Origin of the sequence: Paenibacillus alkalitolerans, from assembly GCF_016482785.1 — a bacterium.
Taxonomy (GTDB): Bacteria; Bacillota; Bacilli; order Paenibacillales; family YIM-B00363; genus Paenibacillus_AE; species Paenibacillus_AE alkalitolerans.
In genome coordinates, this window is record NZ_JAEMXM010000027.1 from 44,313 (window position 1) to 69,821 (window position 25,509).

The window sequence follows — 25,509 nt, forward strand, 5'->3', positions numbered from 1 at the left end:
TTTCTATTATAATGTGTAAAATCGGCTTCTGAGGCTGCGCAACCGAAGTTTCTTCGCTTACAGCGCATAAATCCGGCGTTCGCGACCGCTCCACGGCATCTGAATCAGACTTTCGCGGCGGCCACAAAAAAACGCCCGACCCAAGCAACTGCTTGGAATCGGGCGTTTTTTGCACTTTCTTACTGCTTACCGGCCATTATTTGGCGGAGCACCGTCTGAAGAATGCCGCCGTTGCGGTAGTAATCGACGTCGACCATCGAATCCAGACGCACGACCGCGTCCAACTCGAAGGAGGAGCCGTCGGTGCGTGTCGCTTTCACTTTCACCGTTTGACCCGGCTTCACGTCGTTGGAAAGCCCGCTAATGTCGAACGTTTCCGTACCGTTGATGCCGAGCGTGCCGGCGTTCTGCCCTTCGACGAACTGAAGCGGAAGCACTCCCATGCCGACGAGGTTCGAACGGTGAATACGCTCGAAGCTCTCCGCGATGACCGCTTTCGCGCCGAGAAGGAACGTGCCCTTCGCCGCCCAGTCGCGGGAGGAGCCTGTGCCGTACTCTTTGCCGGCGATGACGACCGTCGGTGTGCCGTCCGCTTGATACTTCATCGCCGCATCGTAGATCGGCATCACTTCGCCGGTCGGCAAATATTTCGTTACGCCGCCTTCGGTACCAGGCGCCACTTGGTTGCGGATGCGGATGTTGGCGAACGTTCCGCGCATCATGACCTCGTGGTTGCCCCGGCGGGAGCCGTACGAATTGAAGTCTTCCTTCTTCACGCCGTGCTCGATCAAGTACTTGCCTGCCGGGGAATCGGCTTTAATGTTGCCCGCCGGCGAGATGTGGTCGGTCGTTACGGAATCGCCCATCAACGCAAGCGCGCGAGCGCCCCGAATGTCGGAGACGTCGTCCAACTGCTCGCTCAAGTTCGTGAAGAACGGCGGGTTTTGGATGTACGTCGACTTGTCGTCCCATTCGTACAATTCGCCTTCGGCCACCGGGATGGCGTTCCAGCGCGGGTTGGAGCGGAATACGTCGCTGTATTTCGCCTTAAAGATCTCCGGGTTCATCGCCGCGGAAATCGTGTCTATAATTTCTTTCGAGGACGGCCAGATGTCCTTCAAGTAAACCGGCTGGCCGATCTTGTCGGTGCCGATCGGCTCGCTCGTCAAGTCGATATCTACCGTTCCCGCCAGCGCATATGCGACGACAAGCGGCGGCGAAGCAAGGTAGTTTGCTTTGACTTGCGGGTGCACGCGGCCTTCGAAGTTCCGGTTGCCGGAAAGAACCGACGCGACCGTCAAGTCGTTGTCCGCGATCGCCTTGCTGACTTCGTCCGGAAGCGGACCTGAGTTGCCGATACACGTCGCGCAGCCGTAACCCGCCACGTGGAAGCCGAGCGCTTCAAGCGGTTCGACAAGGCCTGCGTTCTTCAAGTACTCGGTAACGACGAGCGAACCCGGGGTAAGCGAGCTCTTCACGTAACCCGGTTTCGTCAATCCGCGCTCGACCGCTTTCTTAGCGAGCAAGCCGGCGCCGATCATAACGCTCGGGTTCGACGTGTTCGTACAAGAAGTGATCGCGGCGATCACGACGGCGCCGTTCTTCATCTTCGACGTTTCGCCGTTCTCATGCTTCACTTCCACGGCTTCGGCGAGCTTCTCTTCGCTCAGTCCGTAGCCGCCTTTGTCCACAGGCTGGCGGACGATCGTATTGTACGTCGACTTCATCGCGGTCAATTCTATACGGTCTTGCGGACGCTTCGGGCCTGCAAGGGACGGAACGACCGTGCCGAGATCGAGCTCGATCGTGTCGCTGAACACCGGATCCGTCATGTCGTCCGTGCGGAACATGCCTTGCGCCTTGTAGTATGCTTCAACAAGAGCCACTTGCTCATCCGTCCGGCCCGTGCCGCGGAGATAATTCAAAGTCTCGTTGTCGACCGGGAAGAAGCCGATCGTTGCGCCGTATTCCGGCGCCATGTTCGCTACCGTCGCACGGTCGGCAAGCGTGATCGCGCTCAAGCCGGAGCCGTAGAACTCGACGAATTTGCCGACGACGCCTTTCTTGCGGAGTATCTGCGTGACCGTCAAAGCCAAATCGGTCGCCGTTGCGCCTTCCGCAAGCTTGCCCGTCAGCTTGAAGCCGATGACGTCGGGCGTTACGAAATAAAGCGGCTGACCGAGCATGCCCGCTTCCGCTTCGATGCCGCCGACGCCCCAGCCTACGACGCCGAGGCCGTTGATCATCGTCGTGTGTGAGTCGGTACCGACCAAGGAATCCGGGAATACTTCGGTCTCGCCGTCAACGGCCTTCGTCGCCGCCACGGACGCCAAATATTCAAGGTTAACTTGGTGTACGATACCGGTGCCAGGAGGAACCGCGCGGAAGTTGTCGAACGCGGTTTGCGCCCAACGAAGGAAGCGGTACCGTTCTTCGTTGCGCTCGAACTCGACTTTCGTGTTATATTCAAGAGCGTTCGCCGTGCCGAATGCGTCGACCATAACGGAGTGGTCGATGACGAGGTCAACCGGTACGAGCGGGTTGATCCGTTTCGGGTCTCCGCCTTTCTTCTTCATCGTGTCGCGCATGGCGGCCAAGTCGACGACGACCGGTACGCCCGTGAAGTCCTGCAATACGATGCGCGCCGGAATGAACGGAATCTCCTTGTTATGGTCGCGTCCTTGCGCCCAACCGGCGATTTGCGCCACATGCTCCTCCGTAATCGCGCGTCCGTCGAATTGGCGCACCGCCGCTTCAAGAAGCACTTTAATGGAGAACGGAAGACGCGAAACGCCCGCAAACTTGCCCTCCAAATCGGCTAGTGAAAAATAATTGTAGTGTTGGTTGCCGACCGTCAGTGTTTTCCGCACCGAGTAATGGTCACGTCTAGCCATATTCACAACATCCTCCCTGTAAAAAATGACCTGCCAAAAAACGAAACCGCGTCTTGCTGCAGCATATTTGCCATAGCGGACAACCTTCGGTTGCCTCGGCGCACCCGAGAAACATTTTAGACCAAGCCGAAGCGAGTTTCTCTTGTTTCATGTAGTGAAACGCGATTTCATAAAATGCATCTATCATTAGTATATCCTCTCTGCGGCGGAAGGTAAAGGGCAATTTTTACTCATTGTTCCCTGTTCCGGCGCATATATATTTCGGTACAGCAAGGTGCGTCCGGGACATTAGTTCGTTCGGCGAAGGAGGATTAACAATGGACTGGAAACAGATTTTATACGAATACGTACGTGCCGCCAATGAACGGGAGACGAGTTTTTCGGCCGTGCTTGACGAACGGCTTATCGCCGATCAGAGGCACAGGCAGCTGGAGAGAAAACGGCAGAACAGGCTCTGGTCCTGGTTCGAGCAGCGCGGTGCGAAACCGCTTGAAAGCGAGACGAAATTGACGGTCCGCGAGCGCCGGGAGTCGGAAAAATCGGTCGTGGCGGATATCGATATGAGAAAGACGATTAAACTGCGTACAGGACGCCGCATCCATACGGAAGAGCGGCTGGAGCGGGAGCGTTTGACATTGGAGAACCTCGGGGACCGGTGGACGATTACGCGCGTCGAGCCGGTCACACCGGAGCTGTACGGAACCGGCGTGGCTAGCGCCGACGCCGAAGATAAAGCGGCGAACGGAAGAGGGGCATTCCGTTCCGTGCCTTATTTGAATGAGCGCGTTCTGGTGCGTCCGTATCCGGATGGTTGGGAGCGCGCGTACTTGTATGACAGAGATGCGGCCAAAGCGTATGCGGACCGTCATTGGAACGATCCGAGCCCGAATTTCATCACGTTCGACGTCGATTGCACCAACTACGTTTCACAATGCCTCTATGCAGGGGGAGCGCCTATGAACTATACTGATAGGAGGGAAACGGGCTGGTGGTACAAGGGCAAATCCGGCGGCAAGGAATTGTGGAGCTACAGCTGGAGCGTCGCCCATGCATTATTTTGGTACTTAATGAACAACCGCTCGGGGCTGCGGGCCGAGCTTGTGACGACGCCTCAAGAATTGAAGGTGGGCGACGTTATCATATACGATTTCGACGGCGACGGGAAATTTCAGCACAGCACGATCGTTACCGGAGCCGACGGGACCGGCATGCCGCTTGTGAACGCCCGCACTTCCAACAGCAAAGCGCGTTACTGGGATTACCAAGATTCATATGCCTGGACGGAGCGGACGCAATACCGGTTTTTCCGCATTCAGGATACGTTTTAGGACATCTGGGAGGTTCTAATGAAGAAGATTAAAATCGGACTTATTTACGGAGGGAAATCGGGGGAGCACGACGTGTCGTTGTCGACCGCGAAAGCGGTGATCGGAGAGTTCGACTTCGATAAATACGATATATTTCCGTTCTATATTACGAAGACAGGCGAATGGCGAGCGGGAGGGCAATTGCCCGGTCCCGTCGATGACGTTCGCCTTTTGACTTTTGAAGAAGGCGGTTTGGCGGGCGAAAACTCGAAGGCGTTGACGCCTTTGTTCGGCGCGTTGTCGGCAAAACCGGAGGAGAAGGCAGTCACCGTGTCTTCCGCGGCGTCCGGGAAAGAAGCCTCCCCGTCGGTCGACGTCGTATTCCCGCTGCTGCACGGAACGTTCGGCGAAGACGGCACGATTCAAGGCATGCTTGAGATGCTGAACGTTCCGTATGTGGGCGCAGGCGTGCTCGCGTCCGCCGTAGGCATGGACAAAGTCGCGATGAAGAAGATGTTCGCGCATGAAGGGCTTCCCCAGTGCGTGTACCGGCATTTCACGCGGAAGCAATGGGAGAAGGACCGTTCTTACTTCATCATGGAAATAGAGGTATCGCTCGGCTACCCTTGCTTCGTCAAACCGGCCAATCTCGGATCGAGCGTCGGCGTCTCCAAAGCGCGAAACCGGGAAGAGCTCATTGAAGCGGTGCGCGGCGCGTTCCGGTACGACCGGAAAGTGATCGTGGAGGAATTTGTCGACGCGCGCGAAATCGAGGTGAGCGTGCTCGGGAACGATTCGCCGAGGGCATCCGTGCCGGGTGAGATTTCGTCTTCGAGCGAGTTTTACGATTACAAAGCAAAATACGTCGACGGCAAATCCGTAATGACGATCCCGGCCGATATTCCGCTTGAGACGGCACAAGCCGCGCAAGAGATGGCGATTCGGGCTTTCCAGGCGATCGAAGGCACCGGGTTGTCGCGCGTCGATTTCTTCTTGCGGAAAGAGGACGGAAAGCTGTTGATCAACGAGATCAACACGATGCCGGGATTCACCCCGTTCTCAATGTATCCGCTGCTGTGGAAAGAGTCCGGCGTCCCTTACCGGGAGCTGCTCGACGAACTTGTTCGCCTTGCCGTCGAGCGCCACGAGGAAAAGAATGCCATCGTTTACGGTTTTGAAGCATAGCATAAAGACAATATTGTCTGCGGTCGGGGGTGCCCGGCCGCTGTTCTTTTTCATCGGGCGCAATAATATACTATCATCGACGCTAGAACCGTAAAAATATGACCTGTTCAGTGTTGAGAAAAGATGGTAACATGTTTTTAAAGCGCTTACATTTTGCAACATGACAGCACTTGGTGTTATTATCACCAATGTTGTTTTGTTTTGTTTTCAACAAACAGTTGCATACTAAAGAGACAATTCAAGGAGGAAGCTATTGAATGGAAAAACGCGAACAATGGGGCAGCAGGGCAGGCTTTATACTTGCCGCGGCCGGATCGGCCATCGGTTTGGGTAACATCTGGAGGTTTCCGTATATCGTCTATGACAATGGAGGGGGAGCATTCCTCATCCCGTATTTCTTCGCGTTATTGACGGCGGGCATTCCGATCTTGCTGCTCGAGTTCGGAATCGGCCGCTTGGGTAACGGATCCGCGCCGTTATCGTTGAGCAGGCTGTCGCGCAAGTTTGAGTGGCTCGGCTGGTGGCAGGTCATGATTTGTTTCGTAATAACCACATATTATGTTGCAGTCGTCGCCTGGGCTGTCAGTTATTTCTTTTACTCGTTCAATTTGAGTTGGGGAGAAGATACGGGATCGTTTTTATTCGGAACGTATTTGGGCGTGCCGGGTGATGTCGTAACCGCATCGGGATGGAATTTGGGCGGAATAAAGCTGCAAGTGCTGCTCCCCCTGATTGCCGTCTGGGCGGGCGTATATTTTATATTGTATCGCGGAGTACGCAAGGGCATTGAGAAGATAAGCAAGTTATTCATGCCCGTCTTGTTTGTTCTTATGATTTTGTTCGTCATTCGCGCGATAACGTTGCCGGGAGCGGCTGTAGGCCTGAATCACCTGTTAACCCCGAACTTCGGGGAAATATTGCCGGCCTTCCTCGGCGGAACGAATCCGGAATGGTTTAGCGTGTGGATGGCGGCGTACGGACAAATATTTTTCAGTCTTTCGGTAGCGTTCGCCATCATGATTACCTACAGCAGTTATATGGACAAAAAGCAGGACGTAAACAACAGCGGCTTTATAATGGCGTTCAGCAACAGCGGCTTTGAGTTTCTTGCCGCAATCGGCGTGTTCGCGGCAATCGGCTTTATGGCGGTGACTACAGGCAGCGACGTAAAGGACGTGGCTAAGGCCGGCGTCGGTCTTGCTTTCGTTGTATTCCCGCAAATTATTAACACGTTCCCTATGCTAAACGGTTTCTTTGGCGCGCTCTTTTTCTTGTCGCTCGTTATTGCCGGTTTCACGTCTCTTATCTCCATTATTGAAGTGCTGATCGCCGCTGTGATGGACAAATTCCGCTTGTCGCGCAAAGGAGCAGTCAACGCGGTAGTCGGCGTTTGCGCGGTCGTGAGCATTTTGTATACGACGGGCGCGGGTGTGGTGCTGTTGGATATCGTGGATCATTTTATCAACAACTTCGGTATCGTTATTTCCGGTCTGCTGGAACTGGTACTTGTCGGCTGGTTCTTCAAAGTATCGCGAATTCGGGAGGAAAACAATCTCGTTTCCGACTTCCGGGTGGGCGCATGGTGGAACGTAATGATCATGGGCGTAACGCCGCTTATGCTGCTCATCATGACGTATCAAAATTTCGCGCTGGAACTTACGACGGCGTATGAGGATTACCCGTTCCATGCGTTGCTTACTTTCGGGTGGATAATGGTTGCCCTCACATTGGTGATCGCTGTCACGCTTGCTTACGTGTTTAAATGGAGAACAGACATCAATCAGGAGGTGTCCCGGACATGAGCGGAGCCGCGATCGGTATGTTTCTATTTGGGGCGGTCTTATTGTGGGGCGGGCTCGCTCTTACGATTGCAATTGCAATTAAGAAAAGTAAGAAGGTGTAGCACACGACTTCCTTCAACGATTTGGGGCATGCCTGTTGTTGGGCTGCAGCTTGGAACCTATACAACGTAGCCGCCTTTCCCGACTATTAGTCAGGTCCAAGCTGCTTCTTTTTGCCATCTTTCACACGCGACAAGAGTGCAAATAGGTTCTTGCTTTTGAAGGCGTTTTCGGTTACGTTGGAAGTCGAGAGCTCGTACAAGAAAGGTGTGTCAAATGTAATGGAACCGTTGTTGACAGGGAAAAACATACTCGTCATGGGCGTTGCCAACGATCGAAGCATCGCTTGGGCGATTGCGCAAGCGCTTGCCGGACAAGGAGCGCGAATCATCTTTACATACGAAAACGAACGAGTCGAAGAACGCGTGCGAAAGCTGGCGGACACGATCCCGGGATCCGCCATCCTGCCTTGCAATGTGACGGTGGACGAAGAAATCGACCGGTTGGCGTCCGCGGTGAAGGAGCAATTCGGTATATTGCACGGGCTTGTACATAGCATCGCATTCGCGAAAACCGAAGAATTGGAAGGGATGTACGTCGACACGTCCCGCGCCGGATATGCGCTCGCGCAGGACATCAGCGCCTATTCCCTTGTAGCGGTTGCGCAAAGATTGTACCCGCTGATGACCGAGGGAGGCAGCATTATGACGATGACATACCTCGGGGCGGAGCGCGCCATGAAGAATTACAACGTAATGGGCGTAGCGAAAGCGGCGCTCGAAGCGAGCGTGCGTTACTTGGCGGCGGACCTGGGCCAATTCGGCGTACGCGTGAACGCGATCTCCGCCGGCCCGATCCGGACCCTTGCGGCGAAAGGAATTCGCGATTTCAATTCGATCCTCAGGCAAGTGGAGGAGAAAGCTCCTCTTCGCCGGACGACCGACGTGGAGGAAGTGGGGGATACGGCGGCGTTCTTAATGAGCCATTGGTCCCGCGGCATCACGGGCGAAGTCATTTACGTGGACAACGGTTACCATATCGTCGGAGTATAAAGTAAATTCGGTAAGAAGGTTCGTCGCTAATGGCGGGGAACCTTTTTGCATAATGTCAGGTTTTCTAATGACTCTACGAAAATAATTCGATAGAAACATTTCATATAGTCAAAAGTACGAAACGAAAAGAACGATTGCGGCGTATAAATGAAAAGAAGAAAAAAGAAGCGCGGAAAAAGAGAGAGTGATGAACGTCCCATGACAAACGAAACAAACGATAATTACCAGGTTGGGGGAAAAAGCTTCACCGCGGTCGCCGTCAACACGGCGTCGAAAGCGGGGGAGTGGATTCAGACCAAGTCAAATCAAGCAAACCGGTTTACGTCCAAAGGATCGGCAAGCGATTTGGTGACTGAAGTGGATAAAGGGGCGGAAAAGCTCATCCGCAATTTGATCCAGACCTATTTTCCAACACATTCGATACTTGGCGAGGAAGGCGCCGATCCCGGAGCGGAAGGAGCCGCGAAGGCGTTGCAGGCGGTAAAGGACGATGAATACGTTTGGATCGTCGATCCGATCGACGGTACGACAAACTTTATTCACGGTTTCCCATTCTATTCCGTTTCAATAGCGCTGGCTTACAGGGGCGAGGTGATCGTCGGCGTTATTTACGATCCTTCCAGGGATGAGCTGTTTGTCGCCGAGAAGGGAAAGGGCGCATACGTGAGGGGCAAACGGGTGACCGTTTCCGGTGAGGAGCGGCTCGCCGACAGTTTGTTGGCAACCGGTTTTCCGACCGAGCGCCAAGCGATGCTGCCGCTCAACATGAATCAGCTGTCCGCGATTATTCCCGGCGCGCGCAACGTGAGGGCCGGAGGATCTGCGGCACTGCATCTCGCGTACGTGGCGGCGGGACGCTTGACCGGTTTTTGGGAAATGAACTTGAACGCATGGGATATTGCGGCAGGCATGCTGCTTGTGCAGGAGGCCGGCGGACGCGTTACGGATTTGTCCGGCAAACCGTACAATCTTGCCGTCCGCAACGTTGCCGCCACAAACGGACTCATACACGACGAGCTCATAACCGAATTGAGCAAAGCCAATAAATGATCGATCGGCGCTATCAGGTAACGTATCAACGGCTATTTTTTAAGCGGTGGCAGCTTTGGGCAATGTCACGATAAAGGTCGTGCCTTCGCCCGGGCGGCTTTCCGCTTCTATAGTACCGTTATGGGCGCCCACGAATTCCTTCGCAATCGCCAGTCCCAGTCCCATTCCGCCGGTGTTGCGGGTACGCGCCTCATCCGTCCGGTAAAAGCGGTTGAAGAGAAACGGGAGATGTCCGGGGTCGATGCCGATTCCGGTATCGCTGACGGTGATGCGTACAAGCCCTCCATCTCCATCCGGCGCCGGTCGTTCGTCGACGGCAATTTTCACGGATCCGCCTTTGGGGGTATAACGGATTGCATTGACGAGCAGGTTAAGGAACACCTGCATCATTCGATTCGGGTCGACATTGAGCGTGGCGTTGCCGGTATTGCAAGTCAGCGTGACCTCTATCTCTTTGCTTTCGGCATCCGGGGCGACGCGCTCCACGATCCGGCGGAGCAGGGCGCACATATCGGTCGGTTTCCTTTCGAGCGGAAGCTTCTTCGCCTCGGCGAGCGACAATTGATGGAGGTCGTCGACAAGCCGGGATAAGCGAATCAATTCGTCCTGCAGAGGAAGCAGGCTCTCAGGCTCGATGCGTTGTCCGTGTTGTTGAACGAGATCAAGCTTCCCCCGAATAATCGTCAGCGGAGTTCTGAGCTCATGCGCAACGTCCGCAACCAAGTTTCTTCGAATTTCTTCGGAACGCTGCAATTGTATGGACATCCCGTTGAACGTTTCCGCGACTTTGCCGTATTCGTCTTTGCTGACAGCGGGGACTTGAACCCCGAATTCACCTTTCCCCAACCGGTCGATCGCGGAAATAAGCAGTTTAAGCGGCGCAGTCAACCGCTTCGACAACCAATAAGCGACCAAAAGCGAGATCAAAACGAGCGCGACGGACCCGACAGCGAGCAGGACCATAGTAGAATCAAGAATCCCCAACCGCAATTTGGACATTCGGTCAACGTCTGCGTCGTAATAGTACAGAAAACCGATTGTTTCGCCGTTTCGTAACAGCCTGCTCCGGATGCCGAAATTCATCACCGATGTGTACCTCGCATCTCCGGCTGTATATAAAACTTGGTTTTTGCGGGATTTTAAAACAAAACTCGCGTCCCGGCCGCTGCTTTCCCCAAAAATCGTTCTTGCGTCAATTTGTCCGATACCTTCCCACGAGCTGTTGTTTTTTTCATAATAGTCTGTAAAAAATGCCGACAAACCGCCGATCTCATCCCTTCTGGCCGCCTCGACCATGACATCGAGCACATCCCGGAGAACGACCTGAGTGACAAAGGTAAATACGAATCCCATTCCTATAATAAACGATGCGATTGCGATAAACAGTTTTCGCCGAACGCTCATAGACGGTCACCGAACCGGTAGCCGAATCCGTATACGGTTTGTATGTACACGGGCTTGGACGGATCATCCTCGATTTTTTTGCGAATATGGCTGATATGGGCGTCCACCGTTCGCTCGTCGTTGAGAAAGTCGTCGTCCAATGCTCCTTGCAGAAGCTGCAGCCGGCTGTATACGATGCCGGGCTTGGCGGCAAGGGTGAGGAGGAGCTTGAGCTCGGTCGGAGTAAGCTGAATTTCTTCCCCTCGTTTCCATACCCTGCACTGTGCTTCCGAGATCGTCAATTCACCGCGCCGCATCGTTTCCTCAAACTGCTGCTGCCCCTCCATCCGCCTCAGCACCGATCGAATGCGGGCCGCCAATTCGCGCAAAGAGAAAGGCTTCGTGATATAGTCGTCGGCGCCGACCTCCAAGCCGATGATTTTGTCGGTTTCATCCGTTCTGGCGGTAACCATGATAATGCCCATCCTGCTCATTTTGCGCAGCTCCCGGCATACGTCGATGCCGCTCATTTCCGGCAGCATCCAGTCGAGCACGACGAGCTCGGGCTTATTTTCTTTGGCTGCTTTTAGCGCGTCTTTTCCGGTTTTTGCCGTGACGGTTTGAAATCCTTCCTGACGTAAAAACGGCTCCATAAACTCGAGCACCTTTTCCTCATCATCCACCAACAGCAATGTATGCGGCAACGTACTTCTCTCCCTTCTCCTGCGATTGTTCCCTACATTATATCCTGTCCCGATGCGCGTAGAGAAACATTCATGGAAATCGCAACAGTAATTCACAAGTTCACAACATTCCGCTGATAAACTGAGCATGTTCCGACGTTCAACGGCTCCACACCGGGACCGGAGCTGCGCGTCCGGGAAGGTGACCGGGTCGTCGTCAAGCTGGCCAACAAGGATATTGATAAAGGTGTGACTATTCATTGGCACGGCGTCGTTCTGCCCTGCTCTCAAGACGGAGTGCCCGGCGTGACGCAGGATGCCGTATGGCCCGGCGAACGGTATACGTATGAATTTATCGCGAGACATCCCGGAACGTACTGGTATCATTCCCATCAACAAAGCTCCGAGCAAGCGAAGCGCGGATTGATCGGGCGCTTGATTGTGGAGCCGAAGGAGGACACGTTCCGGTATGACCGCGACTATGCCGTCACCCTTCAAAAGCTGAACGACCGGGATTATTTGGCCAACGGCTTGGCAGGCGGCGTTACGCTGGACGCCCAGCCCGGAGAAACGGTCCGCCTGCGGCTCATCAACTCCTATAACCGCATTCAATGGATGGGCGTCGCCGGAGCTTCCTTCCAGGTCATATCGATCGACGGACAAGGTTTGAACGGGCCGGGGGACATCCGCAACGAATGGGTGCCGGTCGGAGGAGGGCAGCGGTACGATCTGCTGTTCACAATGCCTGACAACGGTCAGGTGCAGGTGTACAGCAAAGACATTAAAGAACTGCGGATAGCATTGGGTGACGGAGGTGCGCCTGAAAAACTTCATAAGGAGGGACGGGTGTTCGATTTCACCGATTACGGCACACCGAAAGAAGACGGGATATCGCCGGATATGAAGTTTGACCGCACGTACGATTTGGTTCTCGGAGCAATTGATATTAACGGAAAACAGTCACATCACATTCCGCCGATGATCGTGAAAGAAGGAGAATGGATCAAAGTTCGCATGGAGCATAAGCTGGGCTCGGAGCATCCGATGCATCTTCACGGTCATCTGTTTAAGGTACTGACGAAAAACGGCAAGCCTTTGACGGGAAGTCCGATTTACGCCGACAGCATTTTGCTGTTCAGGGGGGATGTTTATGAAGTCGCGTTTCAAGCAAATAATCCTGGTTTGTGGATGCTGCACTGCCATAACTTGGGGCACGCGGCGAACGGCATGTCGATGATGTTGAATTACGAGGGCGTGACGACGCCGTTTCGGGTCGGGACGAAGCCGGGGAATCTCCCGGACTGATTACAAGGGAGGGTGTTGAAATGAAATCGGTTCTTTACTGCGTGCTCGGGTTAATCGTAGGCTTCATTGGCGGCCTCGTGGCGTCCGAGGCCGTCGCCGTAATCGGCGTAATGCTGTTCGACCGTCCGATCTGGCTGCGATGGCTCAGGTTCGTCCCGTTTATTGCCGCAGTCGCGTGCGCGGTCGCGGCGCCGGTCATGCTGCGTCGCAGAGTTAAATAGTTTACCGGCGGTCGGGCGGTCCTGCGGGACCGTCTTTTTTCGCCGGGAAGTACAAGTTTTACGGCAAAACGGGTTGACTCTCTTGATCGAAGCCGCCGTGACATGTGTTTCGAACTCCCTTACGAGCGCTATCCCCATAGTTCAGATTTGATTCCCTCCCCCTATTAACTCTCATGCGTGCACTATCCCTGTGGTTTAGAAAATGGCAAGGGTCGCAGCCGAAACGCAGTCAGTCGAAAAAAGTCAGGCTAGCGCGGGACAAATTTACAATACATGAGCTATGGGGAGAGTGTGCGCAAGGGGAGAATAGTAAAAAGTGAAGTCGGGGAGAGCATCAGACGCAGGATCGGACAATCTGAAGCTAAGGGAGGGACGTGCGCTTCCCCCTTGGATCATCTCTCCAAACCTGCTATAGTTGTACTAGTTTTATTGTTAACTTCATAGACTGTTTTAGGTTAACGATTGGAGGAGGAGAGCGTGCGGAACGGATTATTTGTCACGGGAACCGATACCGAGGTTGGCAAAACCGTCGTCGCCTCCGTGCTTGCCGCGGCCATTGCGCGCAAGCTTGAGACGGAGACCGCTGGAACGGTGGCGCTGTGGAAGCCGGTGCAAACCGGAGTCGAACCGGGAGCGGCGGATGCGGACAGCACAAGATTGGTGAACGGCAGCGGGCTGCCGATCGCCGAATCCGAAACCGCGTCGCATACGTTTCCCGATCCTGTCGCGCCGTGGATGGCGGCGCAGCGCTCGGGCGGGCGCATCGTCTTCAACAGCCTGGTCGACGAAGGACGGAGCCGGATGAACGCGTGCGATTTCCTCATGGTGGAGGGAGCGGGAGGACTGGCCGTACCGCTGACTGACCGGCACCTGATGAGCGATTTGGCGGCGGAGCTGAAGCTGCCGCTGCTGATTGTGGCGCGCCCGGGGCTCGGCACGGTCAATCATACGCTGCTGACCGCGGCGTACGCCCGCAGCGCGGGCATGGACATTGCCGGCGTTATTTTGAACGGCTATCGCGATGGGCAGGCCGCCGCCATGGAAGAGAACGCCATGATGATCGAGCGTTTCGGCAATGTCCCGGTGGTCGGAAAGCTGCCGTGGATTCCAGGCGAGCCGTCTTCACCCGGCGAGTGGGCCGACTGGCGCAGCCGATGGCTCGACATCGTCGAGCAGGACGTCGATCTGTCGGCGCTAGTGTAATGCCACCCAATATACGAATGGAGGAAAACCGATAGTGATAACAACAACAACTACATATACGGACTGGAACGCGCTCGCCGACAAAGCGATCCGCGGCGAGCCGATCACGAAAGAAGAAGGGTTGGCCGTGCTGCAGGCGGACGATGACGAGGTGCTGGCGATTTTGCATGCGGCGTTTCGGGTGCGGAAACATTTTTACGGAAAGAAAGTTAAGCTCAATTTGATTGTCAATGCGAAGAGCGGTCTTTGCCCGGAAGATTGCGCCTACTGCTCGCAGTCCATCGCCTCGAAAGCGGCGATTAAGAAATACCCGATGCTCGATAAGGACACGCTTGTCGACGGCGCGCGCAAAGCGATGGAACTCAAAGTCGGAACGTACTGCATCGTGGCGAGCGGCCGCGGACCGACGGAGAAGGAATTGAATCAAGTGATCGATGCGGTGAAGGAGATCAAGTCGGCGATGCCGATGAAAATTTGCGCATGCCTCGGCATTCTAAACCAGGATCAGGCGACCCGGCTGAAAGAAGCTGGCGTCGACCGCTACAATCATAACCTCAATACGAGCGCATCGAACTTCGGAAACATTACGACAACTCATACATATGACGACCGTGTAACGACCGTGGAAGCGGCGAAATCGTCCGGCATGTCTCCTTGCTCCGGCGCCATCGTGGGCATGGGGGAGACGGACGAAGAAATTGTCGACGTCGCATACGCGCTGCGGGAGCTTGACGCGGATTCGATTCCGGTAAATTTCTTGAACTCGATCCCAGGCACGCCGCTTGAAGGATACGCCCATCTCAATCCGCGTAAATGCCTTAAGGTGCTTGCGCTGTTCCGCTTCGTCTGCCCGTCGAAGGAAATTCGCGCATCGGGCGGCCGCGAGGTGAACCTTCGCTCGCTGCAGCCGCTGACACTGTACGCCGCAAATTCCGTCTTTGTAGGCGATTATTTGACCACGGCCGGACAGGATGCGACGGAAGACCACAAGATGATCGAAGATCTCGGGTTTGAGATCGAATTATGCGCTCTTTAGAAAAAATGATTCCCGCAAACCCGAAGCTGCAGTGGATGGAAGACGAACTGAAGCGGTTAGAGAGCGAAGGCCGTCTGCGGTCGCTCAAAAATACGGAGTTAACGGCGGACGGTTGTTTGGTGCGCGAGGGGCGGCGGATGCTCAACTTGGCGTCGAACCACTACTTGGGCTTGCCGTTAGCCGCACCCGAAGCAGGAGCTCCGCATCGTTCCGGAGCCGCGGCGTCCCGTCTTGTTGTCGGCAATTACCCGGAATTGTCCTCGTTCGAAGAGGAGTTCGCTTCGTTCAAGGGGACCGAGAGCGCGCTCGTCTTCGGGAGCGGGTACGCCGCGAACGTGGGGGTGATCTCCTCGGTCGCGGACCGCGACACCGTCGTGTTCAGCGACCGGCTGAACCATGCAAGCATTGTGGACGGCATCGTGCTGTCCCGGGCGGATTATATGCGGTACAAGCATCGCGATCTGGACCATCTCGAGACGCTTCTGAAGCGGGAAGCGGCCAAGGACGGCTCGGCTCGGCGGCGCAGGCTCATCGTGACCGATTCCGTCTTCAGCATGGACGGAACGACCGCGCCGCTGAAGGAACTGGTCGGCTTGAAGGAGCGTTGGGGCGCGATACTGATGGTCGACGAAGCCCACAGCGGCGGAGTTAGCGGGGACGAAGGGCAAGGTCTCGTCCATGAGCAAGGGCTGACGGAGCGGGTAGACATCATCATGGGCACGTTCAGCAAGGCGTACGGCTCATACGGAGCGTACGTGGCCGGCGCCGAAGTGCTGAAGCGCTATCTCGTCAATCACGCCCGCAGCTTGATCTATTCGACCGCGCTGCCGCCGTCGGTAATCGCGGCTACGCGCCGCAATTGGATGCTGGCGCGCGAAGAGGGATGGCGACGGGAACGGCTGCGAACGCTGACCGAAGCTTTTCGCGCGCGCCTTGCAGCGTCCGGGTTTCGCCTCATTGAAGGCGATACCCCGATCGTACCGCTTCTGGTCGGCGGCAACGAATCGACGGTGCGCTTCGGCGAGGCGCTTCAAGCGCGCGGTATTTGCGCCATCGCGATTCGCCCGCCAACCGTCGCGGAAGGGACGGCGCGCATCCGCTTCTCGTTAATGGCCGTCCACCGGGAGGGAGATTTGGCGGAGGCATGCGATACGATCGCCGAAGAAGGCCGCCGGTTGGGAGTGATTTGATTTGTCCGCAAGGCAAAATTGGCTTTGGATTCACGGATGGGGGATGTCTCCGCGCGTTTGGGGAGATTTCCCTTCTGCGTTTCCGAATGCGGAACACCAATATATAGATTATTCGGCATGCAATATGATAGAAGATTTCCGAAGCACGGTGTACGATGCCGCTGCTTCAGGCGGCGGACCGGACACGATTATCGGTTGGTCGATGGGAGCGATGCTCGCGGTCGAAGCGCTTGCTGAGGCGCTTATGCGCGGGGAAGGACGAGTCCGCCGGTTCGCGATATTCGGCGGCACGCTCCGGTTTACCGACCGCGACCGGGAGAAGGGATGTCCGCCCCGGGTGTTGGAGGCGATGATCAGTTCGCTTGAGAAGGATGCATCCGGCACGTTGGATAATTTTCGTGCCGCCATGTTCCGCGGAAATCGGATGCCGGAAGCGGAGCGGACGGATTTCACCGCGGACGGCCTGATGAGCGGGTTGAAGTATTTGAAGATTGCGGACGCTCGCGAATCTTGGGCGAGGCTGGCGGCACATCCCGAAGCTCCGCGCATCGTGTGGATTCACGGGACGGACGACGCGATTTGTCCGCCCGGCTGCGCGCCCGCGGGGGCTTTCGTGCTTCCCGGCTGCGGGCATGCTCCTTTCGCGGATGCCCCGCAATCATGTTCAACGTTATTGGAGAAATATTTCGCTTATGATGAATAAACGGCAAGTGAAAATCAACTTTGATAAAAAAGCGTCAGTCTATGACCGATACGCTGCCGTGCAAACCGGCATGGCGGAGGAGACGGCGGCCCTCGCGCTTGAAGCCGCTCCGGATGCCCGCGAGCTGCTCGAGCTCGGCTGCGGAACCGGCGCGCTCACCGGGCGGCTGCTCGCGTGTTTGCCCGCCGCCTCCGTGACGGCGGTCGATCTCGCTCCGGCGATGGCCGACACCGCCGCGACAAAGCTCGCCGCTCACCGGGAGCGGCTGCGCATTGTCGTCGGCGACGCGGAACGCCTGCCGGAAACGCTCGGCTTCGGTCCCGAGCCGAGGTACGATCTCGTCGCATCGTCCGCGACGTTCCAATGGTTTGCCGACCCGCAGGCCGCGGTCGGCATGCTTACGCGCTACGTGCGTCCGGGCGGCGCTGTCGCGTTCGCGACATTCGGCCCGGACACGTTCCGCGAGCTTCGCGCCTCGTTTCGCGAGGCGGAAGCATCGCTCGGCCTGCCGCACGCGCCCCGTACCCTCGCATTCCCGGACCGCGGCGACTGGGTCCGGTGGTTCGAGCGTGCGGACGCCCGGTTAACCATCGCGGAGCGGTGCGTCACGCAACATTTCGCTTCTCCCCGGGACTTCTTGACCAGCGTCAAGAGCATCGGGGCGAATCACGTCGAACGACCGGGTGCGGCGCCCTTTTCCAAATCGTTATTTACCGCCATGAGCGCCGCTTACGAGAAGCGTTTCGCGGTATCCGGAGGCATCGCCGCAACCTATCATATTTATTCCGGAGTCGCGATCGTCCGCTAGGCCAGGAAGTACATGGTTGTATTTCCATTAACATTCACTACCGCCAAATGTCGAATGAATATAAAATCTACTCTCGTATACTATTAATTCGAGAGGAAGATATTCTTTGAAAATAAAGATTTGGCGTGCGGCGGCGGTGGTGCTCATCTTCGTTCTCGCGCTGCAGGGGGCGGCGGAAACCGCTCTTGCGTTCGGATCGGCGAAGCTCGGCGGAAAACCGCTCGAAACTGCGGAGTACGTAACCGTCGCGAAAGTGACCCGTTCCTCGGTTCCCGTGCACGTACGGGCGCATTCCAGTTCCGAGAAAGCGGGAAGGGTGAAGCGCGGAGAGGAATATCCTATCGTTTCCGTGGCAAAATATCATTACCAGCTTCAATTGCTCGGCGGGAAGAAGGCGTGGATCCGGAAGTCGTATGTGTCCGTACGGAAGGCGAAACGTTATGTCGCCGGCTGGAACTATCTCGGAAATACGGATCAATTCATACAAGTCAGCGGTGCGGACGCCCTGGATGTGGTTATGCCCCGTTGGTATCGATTGCGCGAGGAAGGGCTCGTATCGGGCTCGCCGGACAAGCGTTACCTGGATTGGGCGCATTCCCGCGGCAAGAAGGTTTGGGCGATGCTCGGCAACGGGTTTGACGTTGAACTGACCGACAAGGTTCTTTCGTCGTCCGCCAACCGGGCGGAGGTGATCCGCAAGGTGAGCGACTCCGTGCTCGCGAACGGTATAGACGGTATCAATATCGACTTCGAGAACATGAAGATCGAGAACCGTGAAGAATTCGTACTATTTGTGCGCGATCTGCGGAAGTCGCTATCCTCACACGGCAAGCTCGTATCGGTCGACGTCACGCGGGAAAATCCGGATCCGTATTGGTCCGGATGTTACGATCGCGCCGCATTGGGCAAAGTCGCGGACTACGTCATCATGATGGGTTACGACGAGTACTACGAAGGACGCGGCGAAGCCGGTCCGGTCGCATCGATGCCATGGGTGGAGGAAGGCTTGCGCAAGCTGCTGGCCGACGTCCCTGCGCATAAGGTCATCCTTGCGGTGCCGTTTTACACCAGAGAATGGACGGTCCCGGCCGGCGGAGGCCGGGCAACGGCTAAAGACGTATCCGTTAAAGATACCGACCGTTGGGTTTCAGAGCGGGGGCTGACCCGCACGTGGGATTCTTCAGCAGGACAATATTACGCCGAATTCACCGATTCGGCCGGCCGTCACCAGCTGTGGATCGAGGATCGCACGTCGATGGCCGCGCGTTGGAGCCTTGTAAGGAAATACTCCCTCGCAGGCGTATCGGCATGGGCGATCGGGTTTGAATCTCCGGACATTTGGGATGTATTTAAGTAAACAAGTAACCTCTTGTGCTTTCCTTTACGCGGATTGCGCAAGAGGTTTCTTTTATGAAGAAAATGGTTATCGGGCAGATAAGGTGATCGGATTTGCGGTGAGGTAAGGGATGGTTTGGAGTGGAAATCAATATGTTGCCATTATAGGTGCGGTAAGCGTTGGCGGCTGTTCAGCGTCTGCGATTCTTGCGGACGATTCTGACGTCAACGTTGCCGATGCCGTTGCAGAAGCCTTCGCAATTACCTTTTTTGCAAATGCAGATCACCTTTATTTTTCTCGCAAAAATAATAGGTTGACGCGTTTTTTTACGAGATTTTTTCCTGGCGCTCATTAATAGTCACCCCCAAGGGCACATTGGAGGTGTGTGGACAACAGAAGGGATACATGTCCGTATTCCCTACCCATTTATGGCCGGCGGTTTCCTTCTTTAATATAAATTCCGAAGAAACTTTCCTGATCCGTTTTCTTGTATTTGCCGCTCATATTCTCTATTCTAGTAATAAAGTCGTTGCGGAAACGGACGTGTATCATGAAGAAAAAGCGGGACAAGACGAACCAATCCAACACATTGCTGATGATCGGAAGCATATATTCATCATTGACGAAGGCGGAGAAGAAGGTGGCAGACGTTGTCGTTGCCAACCCGGAGGAAGCGGTGATGGCGACCGTCACCGATTTGGCGGAACAATCGGGAGTCGGGGAAACGTCGGTGATCCGGTTTTGCCGTAAGCTCGGATTTCGAGGATACCACGAGTTTAAACTGTCCATCGCGCAGCACGTTGCGAACGTTCCTGTGATTTCAACCGCGGTCATCGACGATACGGACGACCATCGGACGATCGCTCAGAAGATTACGATGAAGAACGAGATTATGCTGAAAAATTCGCTCGACCTCATTAATACGGCAGATTTGACCCGAGCGGTCGACACGATGCTTGAGGCGTCGAAAATATACGTATACGGCGTCGGTTCGTCCGGAATTACGGCGTTGGACCTCCATTACCGGCTAATGCGGATCGGCATGAACGTAGAAGTGCACCGGGACGCTCACATTATCGCCATGTCCGCGGCACTCGTAAAACCGGGGGAAGCGGTGTTCGGCATATCCACGTCCGGCAGCACCCGGGATTTGGTGGACGCGGTGAAAGAAGCGAAGGAGAACGGCGCGAACGTCATATGTTTAACGAGCCATATGCGGTCGCCGATTACGAATTATGCGGATACGGTTCTGCTCATTCCTTCGAAGGAAACGCCCCTCGAAGGAGGGGCGCTGTCAACGAAAATTGCCCAAATCCACATACTGGACATCTTATGCACTATCTTGATGCTTCGGAAAGATACCGCAACTGATGCCATCGAACGGACGGCCAAGTCGGTGGCGGACAAGCTGTACTAGCAATTAATTGGAGCCTTCCGCGTTCCGGTATCGAGATCGAAACCGATTTCAAACATGCGGTCCCACGGAAGATGAATGTTTGACAATGTAAGACCGGGAGCGAGTTCCAAGAGGTATTCTCTTGCAAACCGCTCCATTTTTTGTTGCAAAATGCCGTACACCTGCTCCCGGATATGCGAAATATCGAAATATCCGCCGCCGAGCGCCGGAAGATCGTTGCTTGCAACGTCTTTGCGAACGACGGACTGATAACCCCAATCCTCGAGCAAACGCGATATGTAAAACAACCTGCTGTTTTTGTGCTGTGATTCGCTGCGGGACTTAGCCTTATCATCCGACTTCCGGTAATAAGATTCAATAACGGCGTGGGCGATAACCGTGCCGAGCGTATTGCCGGAGGTGTTCCAGCCGGCATACGCGCCGATTGTCCTTAGCAGGCCTTTCCTTGCGAGATAGCCCATAAGCGAACGATCCCCGCCGTTGCATGTTGCGACGTCGCCAAGAGCGACAAGCTTTCCCCGGTTCGCGTACACTTCGATCGCTTTGGCGAATTCATGGACATTCACCTCGGAATAGTAGGACCGGTGCCGCTCATGGTACGGAACGGACGTTTCGGCAACATCTTTCTGGGAAACGGGCGGACAATGCACCATCAGTACCGCATCCGCATGCTCCGATCCGTCGTCCATGAACGCGCCCGCCGCGGTAAGGTGCGATTTGACGCTTTCCTGCAGGCTGCGGTCTTCATACTTGGGAATGATCGACGGGCCGAGCGTGGACGAGTAACGAACGTATATGCCCGGGACATATCCGTTAACCTCGCAAAATACGCGCGCAAACATCGTGCATCCGACCTCGTCGGCTCCCGGGTAAATGTATACGCGGTCGGAAACACCGTTGTCTTCCGCCTCAAACGACAATCTTCTTTGCTCCATCGGACTGAAGCCGTGTTTCGCATTATCGTCGAGCGGGATGACGAGGCAATCGATCACCCCTTCGGCGACAAGGCGGATCGTTTCCTGGTTCACCCTGGCGTTCACGCTTCTTCGCTGCAAGAAATCTCCAAGCACCTCCGGCGGAACGGTTTTCTCGATTCGTTCCCATTCAACCTGCTCCTCGGAGGTCAACGGTTCGTACTGGCTTTTGTCTTTGAGCCATCCCCACCGGTTGATCGATTTGCCGTATAACGCATAGTAGTCGGGCTCCTCTTCGCTGCTGTCGTATGCCGGCGCCCGCATAATCAAGTTGAAAGCGTATATTCGCAGCGCCGGATTCGCCCGCTTCCATTCGCGCAGTCTGTGCAGCCGTTCGAAACATTGCTCTTGCGTCAGATGGTGTAACCGGGACGGAACGATTCCGCCGTATATAAGCATGTCGACGGATACAATCATGATTGACGCTTCGTGCAGCCGCTGCTCCAGCCACTCCGTCAAGCTTCTCGTATCGGCTCCGCGTTTCTTCCGGCCGAGCATGCCGGCGGGAGGGGATATGAGAGGGATATCGGTCATTGCCGCCAATTGAAGCGGATATTTCGCGTTGCAAGGGCGCTCGTCCAACGGTACGTAAATAATCTGCTGCATGCGTTATTCCTCCTGACAAGTATTTAGGAAACTTTTTGGAAATGTATGGTCTAAACCCTTTATACATGCTATACATTAGTTGTGGAATTAAGTTTTACTTTTTCACTTAGAAACGGATTTTTTCTCCCGAGGAGGCGGATGCATGAAATACGCCGTTGGGGTGGATATTGGAGGAACCAAAATTCGTTTCGCCGCAATAGGGAGTCTGGGTGAAATATTCCACGATCGCACAGTGCCTTCGGAGGCGGGCAAAGGTGCGGAACACGTTATGTCGGCGGTCATCGAAGGCATAGAGAAGGTAATTACGGAGATGCGGTCCGCAATGCCCGGCGCCGATCCGGCCGGAATCGGCGTAGGCAGCGCCGGACAAATCGACTTTCGCTCCGGTTCGGTGGCTTTCGCCGCCAATACGCTCCCCGGATGGACGGGGACGCCGATTCGGGCGAATGTCCGCAAATACTGGGAGCTGCCTGTTTTTGTCGATAACGATGTGAACGTTATCGCTTTAGCCGAGCAAGCCTACGGAGCGGGGCGCCATTATGAACATTTCGTATGTTTGGCGCTCGGCACGGGCATCGGCGGGGCTGTTGTGGCGGACGGACGGCTGCTTCGAGGCGTCTTCGGAGGAGCGGGCGAGCTCGGGCACGTTACGGTCGATTTCCGCGGCCCCCGGTGCAGCTGCGGCAATTTCGGCTGCGTCGAGCTGTACGCTTCCGGCGCCGGCATTGCAAGGCTTGCAGGCGAGAAAGCGAAGCGGGAGGGAAAGGATGCGGAAGCGTACCCCGATGCGGCTGCCGTCGTGCAAGCTTGGAAAGAGGGGGAGCTTTTCGCCGAAGAAGTGATGGAAGTGGCGTTGTCCGCGCTGGCATGCGCAATTGCCGGTTGGATACATACGTTCAACCCGCAGGCCGTAATTATCGGGGGCGGTGTGGCTGGGGCGGGCGAGCTTTTCTTTCATGTGCTGGAAGAGAAGACGATGCAGCGCACTTCGCCTGCAATGCGGGAAGCGTGCCGGATCGTTCCGGCGGCATTCGGCGCCGTTTCGGGCGTGCTGGGAGCTGCGGCGCAAGTTTGGCAATATGGTGAGTAGTACTTTTTTTGTCAGAACGGGGTGGCGGCGTGGGAACAACATCCGGGGCGAAGGGCACGGCCGTCTTCGGTCCAAGCATCCAAGTGGACCCTTTGTTTCCGTATTACCGGAACCGGTCGTGCGAAAGCATCGCCGATGAGATCGCAAACGCAGGCTATAACATCGTGCACTATTTTGTCGTGAATGAAAATATCGTGAACAGAGAATTGATTGAGGCGTTTCGGCGCAAAGGAGTTGCGGTATGGGCGATGGTGCTGGGGAACGGGACGTTTTCGACGGAGCATTATCCGCCTGACTGGCCGGAATGGCGTATGGAGCTGCTGAAAGAGACGAACGACGGTTTTACGAGGTTGTCTTATTTTTGCGACAGGTATGTGGAGTGGAAGAAAGCGTCCGTCGCGAGGCTCCTGCGGGAATATCCGTTCGACGGAATCGAAATTGCGGAGCCGTATTTTCCGGAATGGGGCGGTATTGAGAGAGGTATATATGGAGATGTCGGGCCGCGCGCCCGGCAAAAATTCAAAGATGCGTTCGGACTGGACATTCCGGAGTTCAGAGACAGAAAGTCGCCGAATTACTATAGGAAAAACGCGGATACGTATAACAAATGGATTCAATTCCGCGTGAACGCCGTCAACGATTTCATTAACGAGATGATTAACGGCAAGGGAGGCGCGCGTGCCGTCCGCCCGGATATTGCGGTGGCCACCTGGTCGCTCGCCGTGGATGCGGGGCCGGATTCCGTACGGTTATTAAGGGAATATCAAGGCTTGGACGCACCTTCCATGATTTCCAAAGTGCGTCCGGACATCCATTGCTTGCAGACGCATTGGCCGGATTGGATCAAGCGGCGGCTTCCGCCGGATTACATTGTGAAATACCGTCCGTTCACGGACGGCATCCGGGCGGTTCATCCGAGGCTGCCTCTAGCCGTGCAAGCGGATATCGGCTCTGCTAGGAAAATGATCAGGAGCGGGGCATGGTTGCGCGGCTTCAAGCAAACGGCGGAGCGTTTGGGTTACGCTTCGTGGACCGCATACGAGTACCACATCGGCGGGTACATGTACGAGCAGGCGCCCTTTCCGAAACGAGCGGTCCGCGTCGACTCGAAGCGGCTTGCCGTCTCCTTTAATAAGCGCATCGACGAGAGGACGGCGGCGCAAGCACAAAACTATTCGTTTCCCGATAGTGCCGTAACCGTTCGGGGCATTATTGCCGACGGCAACCGTGTCATTATCGAGACGGAAGGCTTGCCGGCGCACGCTTTCGAGATCGAGTGCAGGAATATACTCGATACGCCGTCTCTATGGTTATATAAGGACTTTCCGCCGAACGCGGTTCCTTCAGGTTTCCGTGTCACGGTGCCGGAGATGTAAGACAATCTCGGATTCGGTACGAAAACATGACGTTGTCCCGCAGGTAGGTGAAGTTATGAATGATCATATCATTCGAAGCTTGAAGAACGGTTTTATCGTATCCTGCCAGGCGCTGGAGGGCGAACCGCTGTACGGGTCCTCTTTCATGGCCGCTTTGGCGGTGGCTGCCGAGCAGGGTGGAGCTACGGCCATCCGCGCGAATTCCCCTCAAGACATCGCCGCTATTAAGAGCGTATGCTCATTGCCGGTAATAGGTTTATATAAGAAGACATACCCGGGATACGACGTTTATATCACGCCGACGATACGGGAAGTGTCGGAGGTGGCGGCCGCCGGGGCCGATCTTGTGGCGATCGATTGTACCCGTATGTCCCGGCCTGACGGCGAAACGTTGGAGCAATTGATCACTTCCGTCCGCAAACGCTTTCCGTCGATCCCGATCGTTGCGGATATATCAACGTTCGAAGAAGGCGTGCAGTCGATGGACCTCGGCGCGGATCTCATATCGACCACTATGTCCGGCTATACGCCGTACAGCAGACAGCACCCTGATCCGGACATCGAATTGGTCAGACGGTTGTCCGAACTGAAGCGGCAGCCCGTGTTGGCGGAAGGACGCATATGGACGATCGAGCAATGTATGAAATGTTATGAAGCGGGGGCGTACGCCGTCGTCGTCGGTACGGCCATTACGAGACCCCAGCATATCGTCAAGCGTTATGTCGAGCATATCCGAAAGGAAGTTTACAAGAGTGCGCCTGAACAACCGACCTGACAATGAAGTAAAATAGCCGCGCCGGCTGCAGCATGAACTGTGACCCGTAAGATGGACACTTTGAAAAAAGTGAC

23 protein-coding genes and 1 pseudogene are annotated in these 25,509 nt (G+C 55.5%); 20 read left to right on the forward strand and 4 right to left on the reverse strand.

Features of this window, described 5'->3' with window-relative positions:
• Nucleotides 1-179 precede the first annotated feature (179 nt).
• Nucleotides 180-2,894, reverse strand: a complete 2,715-nt coding sequence (gene acnA, locus JET16_RS26060; RefSeq protein WP_199622367.1) for an aconitate hydratase AcnA — start codon at nt 2,892-2,894, stop codon at nt 180-182.
• Nucleotides 2,895-3,211: 317 nt separating this feature from the next.
• Between acnA and JET16_RS26065 the strand changes: the two genes are divergently transcribed.
• The 6 genes from JET16_RS26065 to JET16_RS26090 all read left to right on the forward strand — a co-directional run bounded on the left by JET16_RS26065 (nt 3,212) and on the right by JET16_RS26090 (nt 9,329).
• Nucleotides 3,212-4,222 carry an amidase domain-containing protein gene (locus JET16_RS26065; RefSeq protein ID WP_199622370.1) on the forward strand — a complete coding sequence of 337 codons (1,011 nt, stop codon included), beginning with the start codon at nt 3,212-3,214 and terminating at the stop codon, nt 4,220-4,222.
• An 18-nt stretch (nt 4,223-4,240) separates the two neighbouring features.
• Entirely contained in the window at nt 4,241-5,386 is a 1,146-nt protein-coding gene (locus JET16_RS26070) for a D-alanine--D-alanine ligase (RefSeq protein WP_199622373.1), read from the forward strand.
• A gap of 257 nt (nt 5,387-5,643) precedes the next feature.
• Complete coding sequence (locus JET16_RS26075; protein ID WP_199622376.1) at nt 5,644-7,188, forward strand: sodium-dependent transporter; 1,545 nt, start codon at nt 5,644-5,646, stop codon at nt 7,186-7,188.
• A complete protein-coding gene (locus tag JET16_RS26080) occupies nt 7,185-7,289 on the forward strand; it encodes a MetS family NSS transporter small subunit (protein ID WP_199622380.1) in 105 nt (34 codons plus the stop codon). Before JET16_RS26075 ends, JET16_RS26080 begins: the two co-directional genes overlap by 4 nt.
• 219 nt (nt 7,290-7,508) lie before the next feature.
• Entirely contained in the window at nt 7,509-8,279 is a 771-nt protein-coding gene (fabI, locus tag JET16_RS26085; protein ID WP_199622383.1) for an enoyl-ACP reductase FabI, read from the forward strand.
• A gap of 198 nt (nt 8,280-8,477) precedes the next feature.
• The gene (locus tag JET16_RS26090) at nt 8,478-9,329 is read left to right on the forward strand and encodes an inositol monophosphatase family protein (RefSeq protein WP_199622386.1); all 852 of its coding nucleotides are present in this window, start codon (nt 8,478-8,480) and stop codon (nt 9,327-9,329) included.
• Between the two features lie 39 nt (nt 9,330-9,368).
• Here the strand turns inward: JET16_RS26090 and JET16_RS26095 are convergent, their stop codons facing one another.
• Nucleotides 9,369-10,733: a sensor histidine kinase gene (locus tag JET16_RS26095; RefSeq protein ID WP_199622390.1), complete on the reverse strand. Its 1,365-nt coding sequence runs from the start codon at nt 10,731-10,733 to the stop codon at nt 9,369-9,371.
• Entirely contained in the window at nt 10,730-11,416 is a 687-nt protein-coding gene (locus JET16_RS26100) for a response regulator transcription factor (protein ID WP_199622393.1), read from the reverse strand. Before JET16_RS26100 ends, JET16_RS26095 begins: the two co-directional genes overlap by 4 nt.
• Nucleotides 11,417-11,551: 135 nt before the next feature.
• On the opposite strand from JET16_RS26100, the pseudogene JET16_RS30690 reads away from it, so the two are divergent.
• The 11 genes and pseudogenes from JET16_RS30690 to JET16_RS26150 all read left to right on the forward strand — a co-directional run.
• Nucleotides 11,552-12,154, forward strand: a pseudogene (locus JET16_RS30690) (multicopper oxidase family protein); the annotation flags it as partial.
• The gene (locus JET16_RS30695; protein ID WP_407673200.1) at nt 12,137-12,700 is read left to right on the forward strand and encodes a multicopper oxidase domain-containing protein; all 564 of its coding nucleotides are present in this window, start codon (nt 12,137-12,139) and stop codon (nt 12,698-12,700) included. The pseudogene JET16_RS30690 and the gene JET16_RS30695, both read left to right, overlap by 18 nt.
• A gap of 20 nt (nt 12,701-12,720) precedes the next feature.
• Nucleotides 12,721-12,921, forward strand: coding sequence for a DUF5957 family protein (locus JET16_RS26110; protein WP_199622399.1), 201 nt, complete (start codon nt 12,721-12,723; stop codon nt 12,919-12,921).
• Between the two features lie 477 nt (nt 12,922-13,398).
• The gene (gene bioD / locus JET16_RS26115) at nt 13,399-14,124 is read left to right on the forward strand and encodes a dethiobiotin synthase (RefSeq protein ID WP_199622403.1); all 726 of its coding nucleotides are present in this window, start codon (nt 13,399-13,401) and stop codon (nt 14,122-14,124) included.
• A 34-nt stretch (nt 14,125-14,158) separates the two neighbouring features.
• On the forward strand, nt 14,159-15,160 hold the full coding sequence (bioB, locus tag JET16_RS26120) for a biotin synthase BioB (protein WP_407673197.1): 1,002 nt from the start codon (nt 14,159-14,161) through the stop codon (nt 15,158-15,160).
• Nucleotides 15,148-16,350 (forward strand): aminotransferase class I/II-fold pyridoxal phosphate-dependent enzyme, encoded by a 1,203-nt coding sequence (locus JET16_RS26125; RefSeq protein WP_233532287.1) that lies wholly within the window; start codon nt 15,148-15,150, stop codon nt 16,348-16,350. Before bioB ends, JET16_RS26125 begins: the two co-directional genes overlap by 13 nt.
• A 1-nt stretch (nt 16,351) precedes the next feature.
• On the forward strand, nt 16,352-17,053 hold the full coding sequence (locus JET16_RS26130; RefSeq protein WP_199622406.1) for an alpha/beta fold hydrolase: 702 nt from the start codon (nt 16,352-16,354) through the stop codon (nt 17,051-17,053).
• Complete coding sequence (locus JET16_RS26135) at nt 17,043-17,861, forward strand: methyltransferase domain-containing protein (RefSeq protein ID WP_199622409.1); 819 nt, start codon at nt 17,043-17,045, stop codon at nt 17,859-17,861. Before JET16_RS26130 ends, JET16_RS26135 begins: the two co-directional genes overlap by 11 nt.
• Nucleotides 17,862-17,967: 106 nt before the next feature.
• On the forward strand, nt 17,968-19,218 hold the full coding sequence (locus tag JET16_RS26140) for a glycosyl hydrolase family 18 protein (protein WP_199622412.1): 1,251 nt from the start codon (nt 17,968-17,970) through the stop codon (nt 19,216-19,218).
• Nucleotides 19,219-19,327: 109 nt separating this feature from the next.
• Nucleotides 19,328-19,552, forward strand: a complete 225-nt coding sequence (locus JET16_RS26145; protein WP_199622415.1) for a hypothetical protein — start codon at nt 19,328-19,330, stop codon at nt 19,550-19,552.
• 195 nt (nt 19,553-19,747) lie between these two features.
• Complete coding sequence (locus tag JET16_RS26150; RefSeq protein ID WP_199622417.1) at nt 19,748-20,614, forward strand: MurR/RpiR family transcriptional regulator; 867 nt, start codon at nt 19,748-19,750, stop codon at nt 20,612-20,614.
• On the opposite strand, the gene JET16_RS26155 is transcribed toward JET16_RS26150, so the two are convergent.
• Entirely contained in the window at nt 20,611-22,194 is a 1,584-nt protein-coding gene (locus JET16_RS26155; protein ID WP_199622419.1) for a DUF4127 family protein, read from the reverse strand. The genes JET16_RS26150 and JET16_RS26155 overlap by 4 nt on opposite strands.
• 142 nt (nt 22,195-22,336) lie before the next feature.
• Between JET16_RS26155 and JET16_RS26160 the strand changes: the two genes are divergently transcribed.
• Genes JET16_RS26160 through JET16_RS26170 form a run of 3 tightly spaced genes read left to right on the forward strand, consistent with a single transcriptional unit; the run spans nt 22,337 to nt 25,435 of the window.
• Nucleotides 22,337-23,284, forward strand: coding sequence for an ROK family protein (locus JET16_RS26160; RefSeq protein ID WP_199622422.1), 948 nt, complete (start codon nt 22,337-22,339; stop codon nt 23,282-23,284).
• A 29-nt stretch (nt 23,285-23,313) separates the two neighbouring features.
• The gene (locus tag JET16_RS26165) at nt 23,314-24,660 is read left to right on the forward strand and encodes an N-acyl-D-glucosamine 2-epimerase (protein WP_199622425.1); all 1,347 of its coding nucleotides are present in this window, start codon (nt 23,314-23,316) and stop codon (nt 24,658-24,660) included.
• Between the two features lie 55 nt (nt 24,661-24,715).
• Complete coding sequence (locus JET16_RS26170; protein WP_199622428.1) at nt 24,716-25,435, forward strand: N-acetylmannosamine-6-phosphate 2-epimerase; 720 nt, start codon at nt 24,716-24,718, stop codon at nt 25,433-25,435.
• Nucleotides 25,436-25,509: the final 74 nt, after the last annotated feature.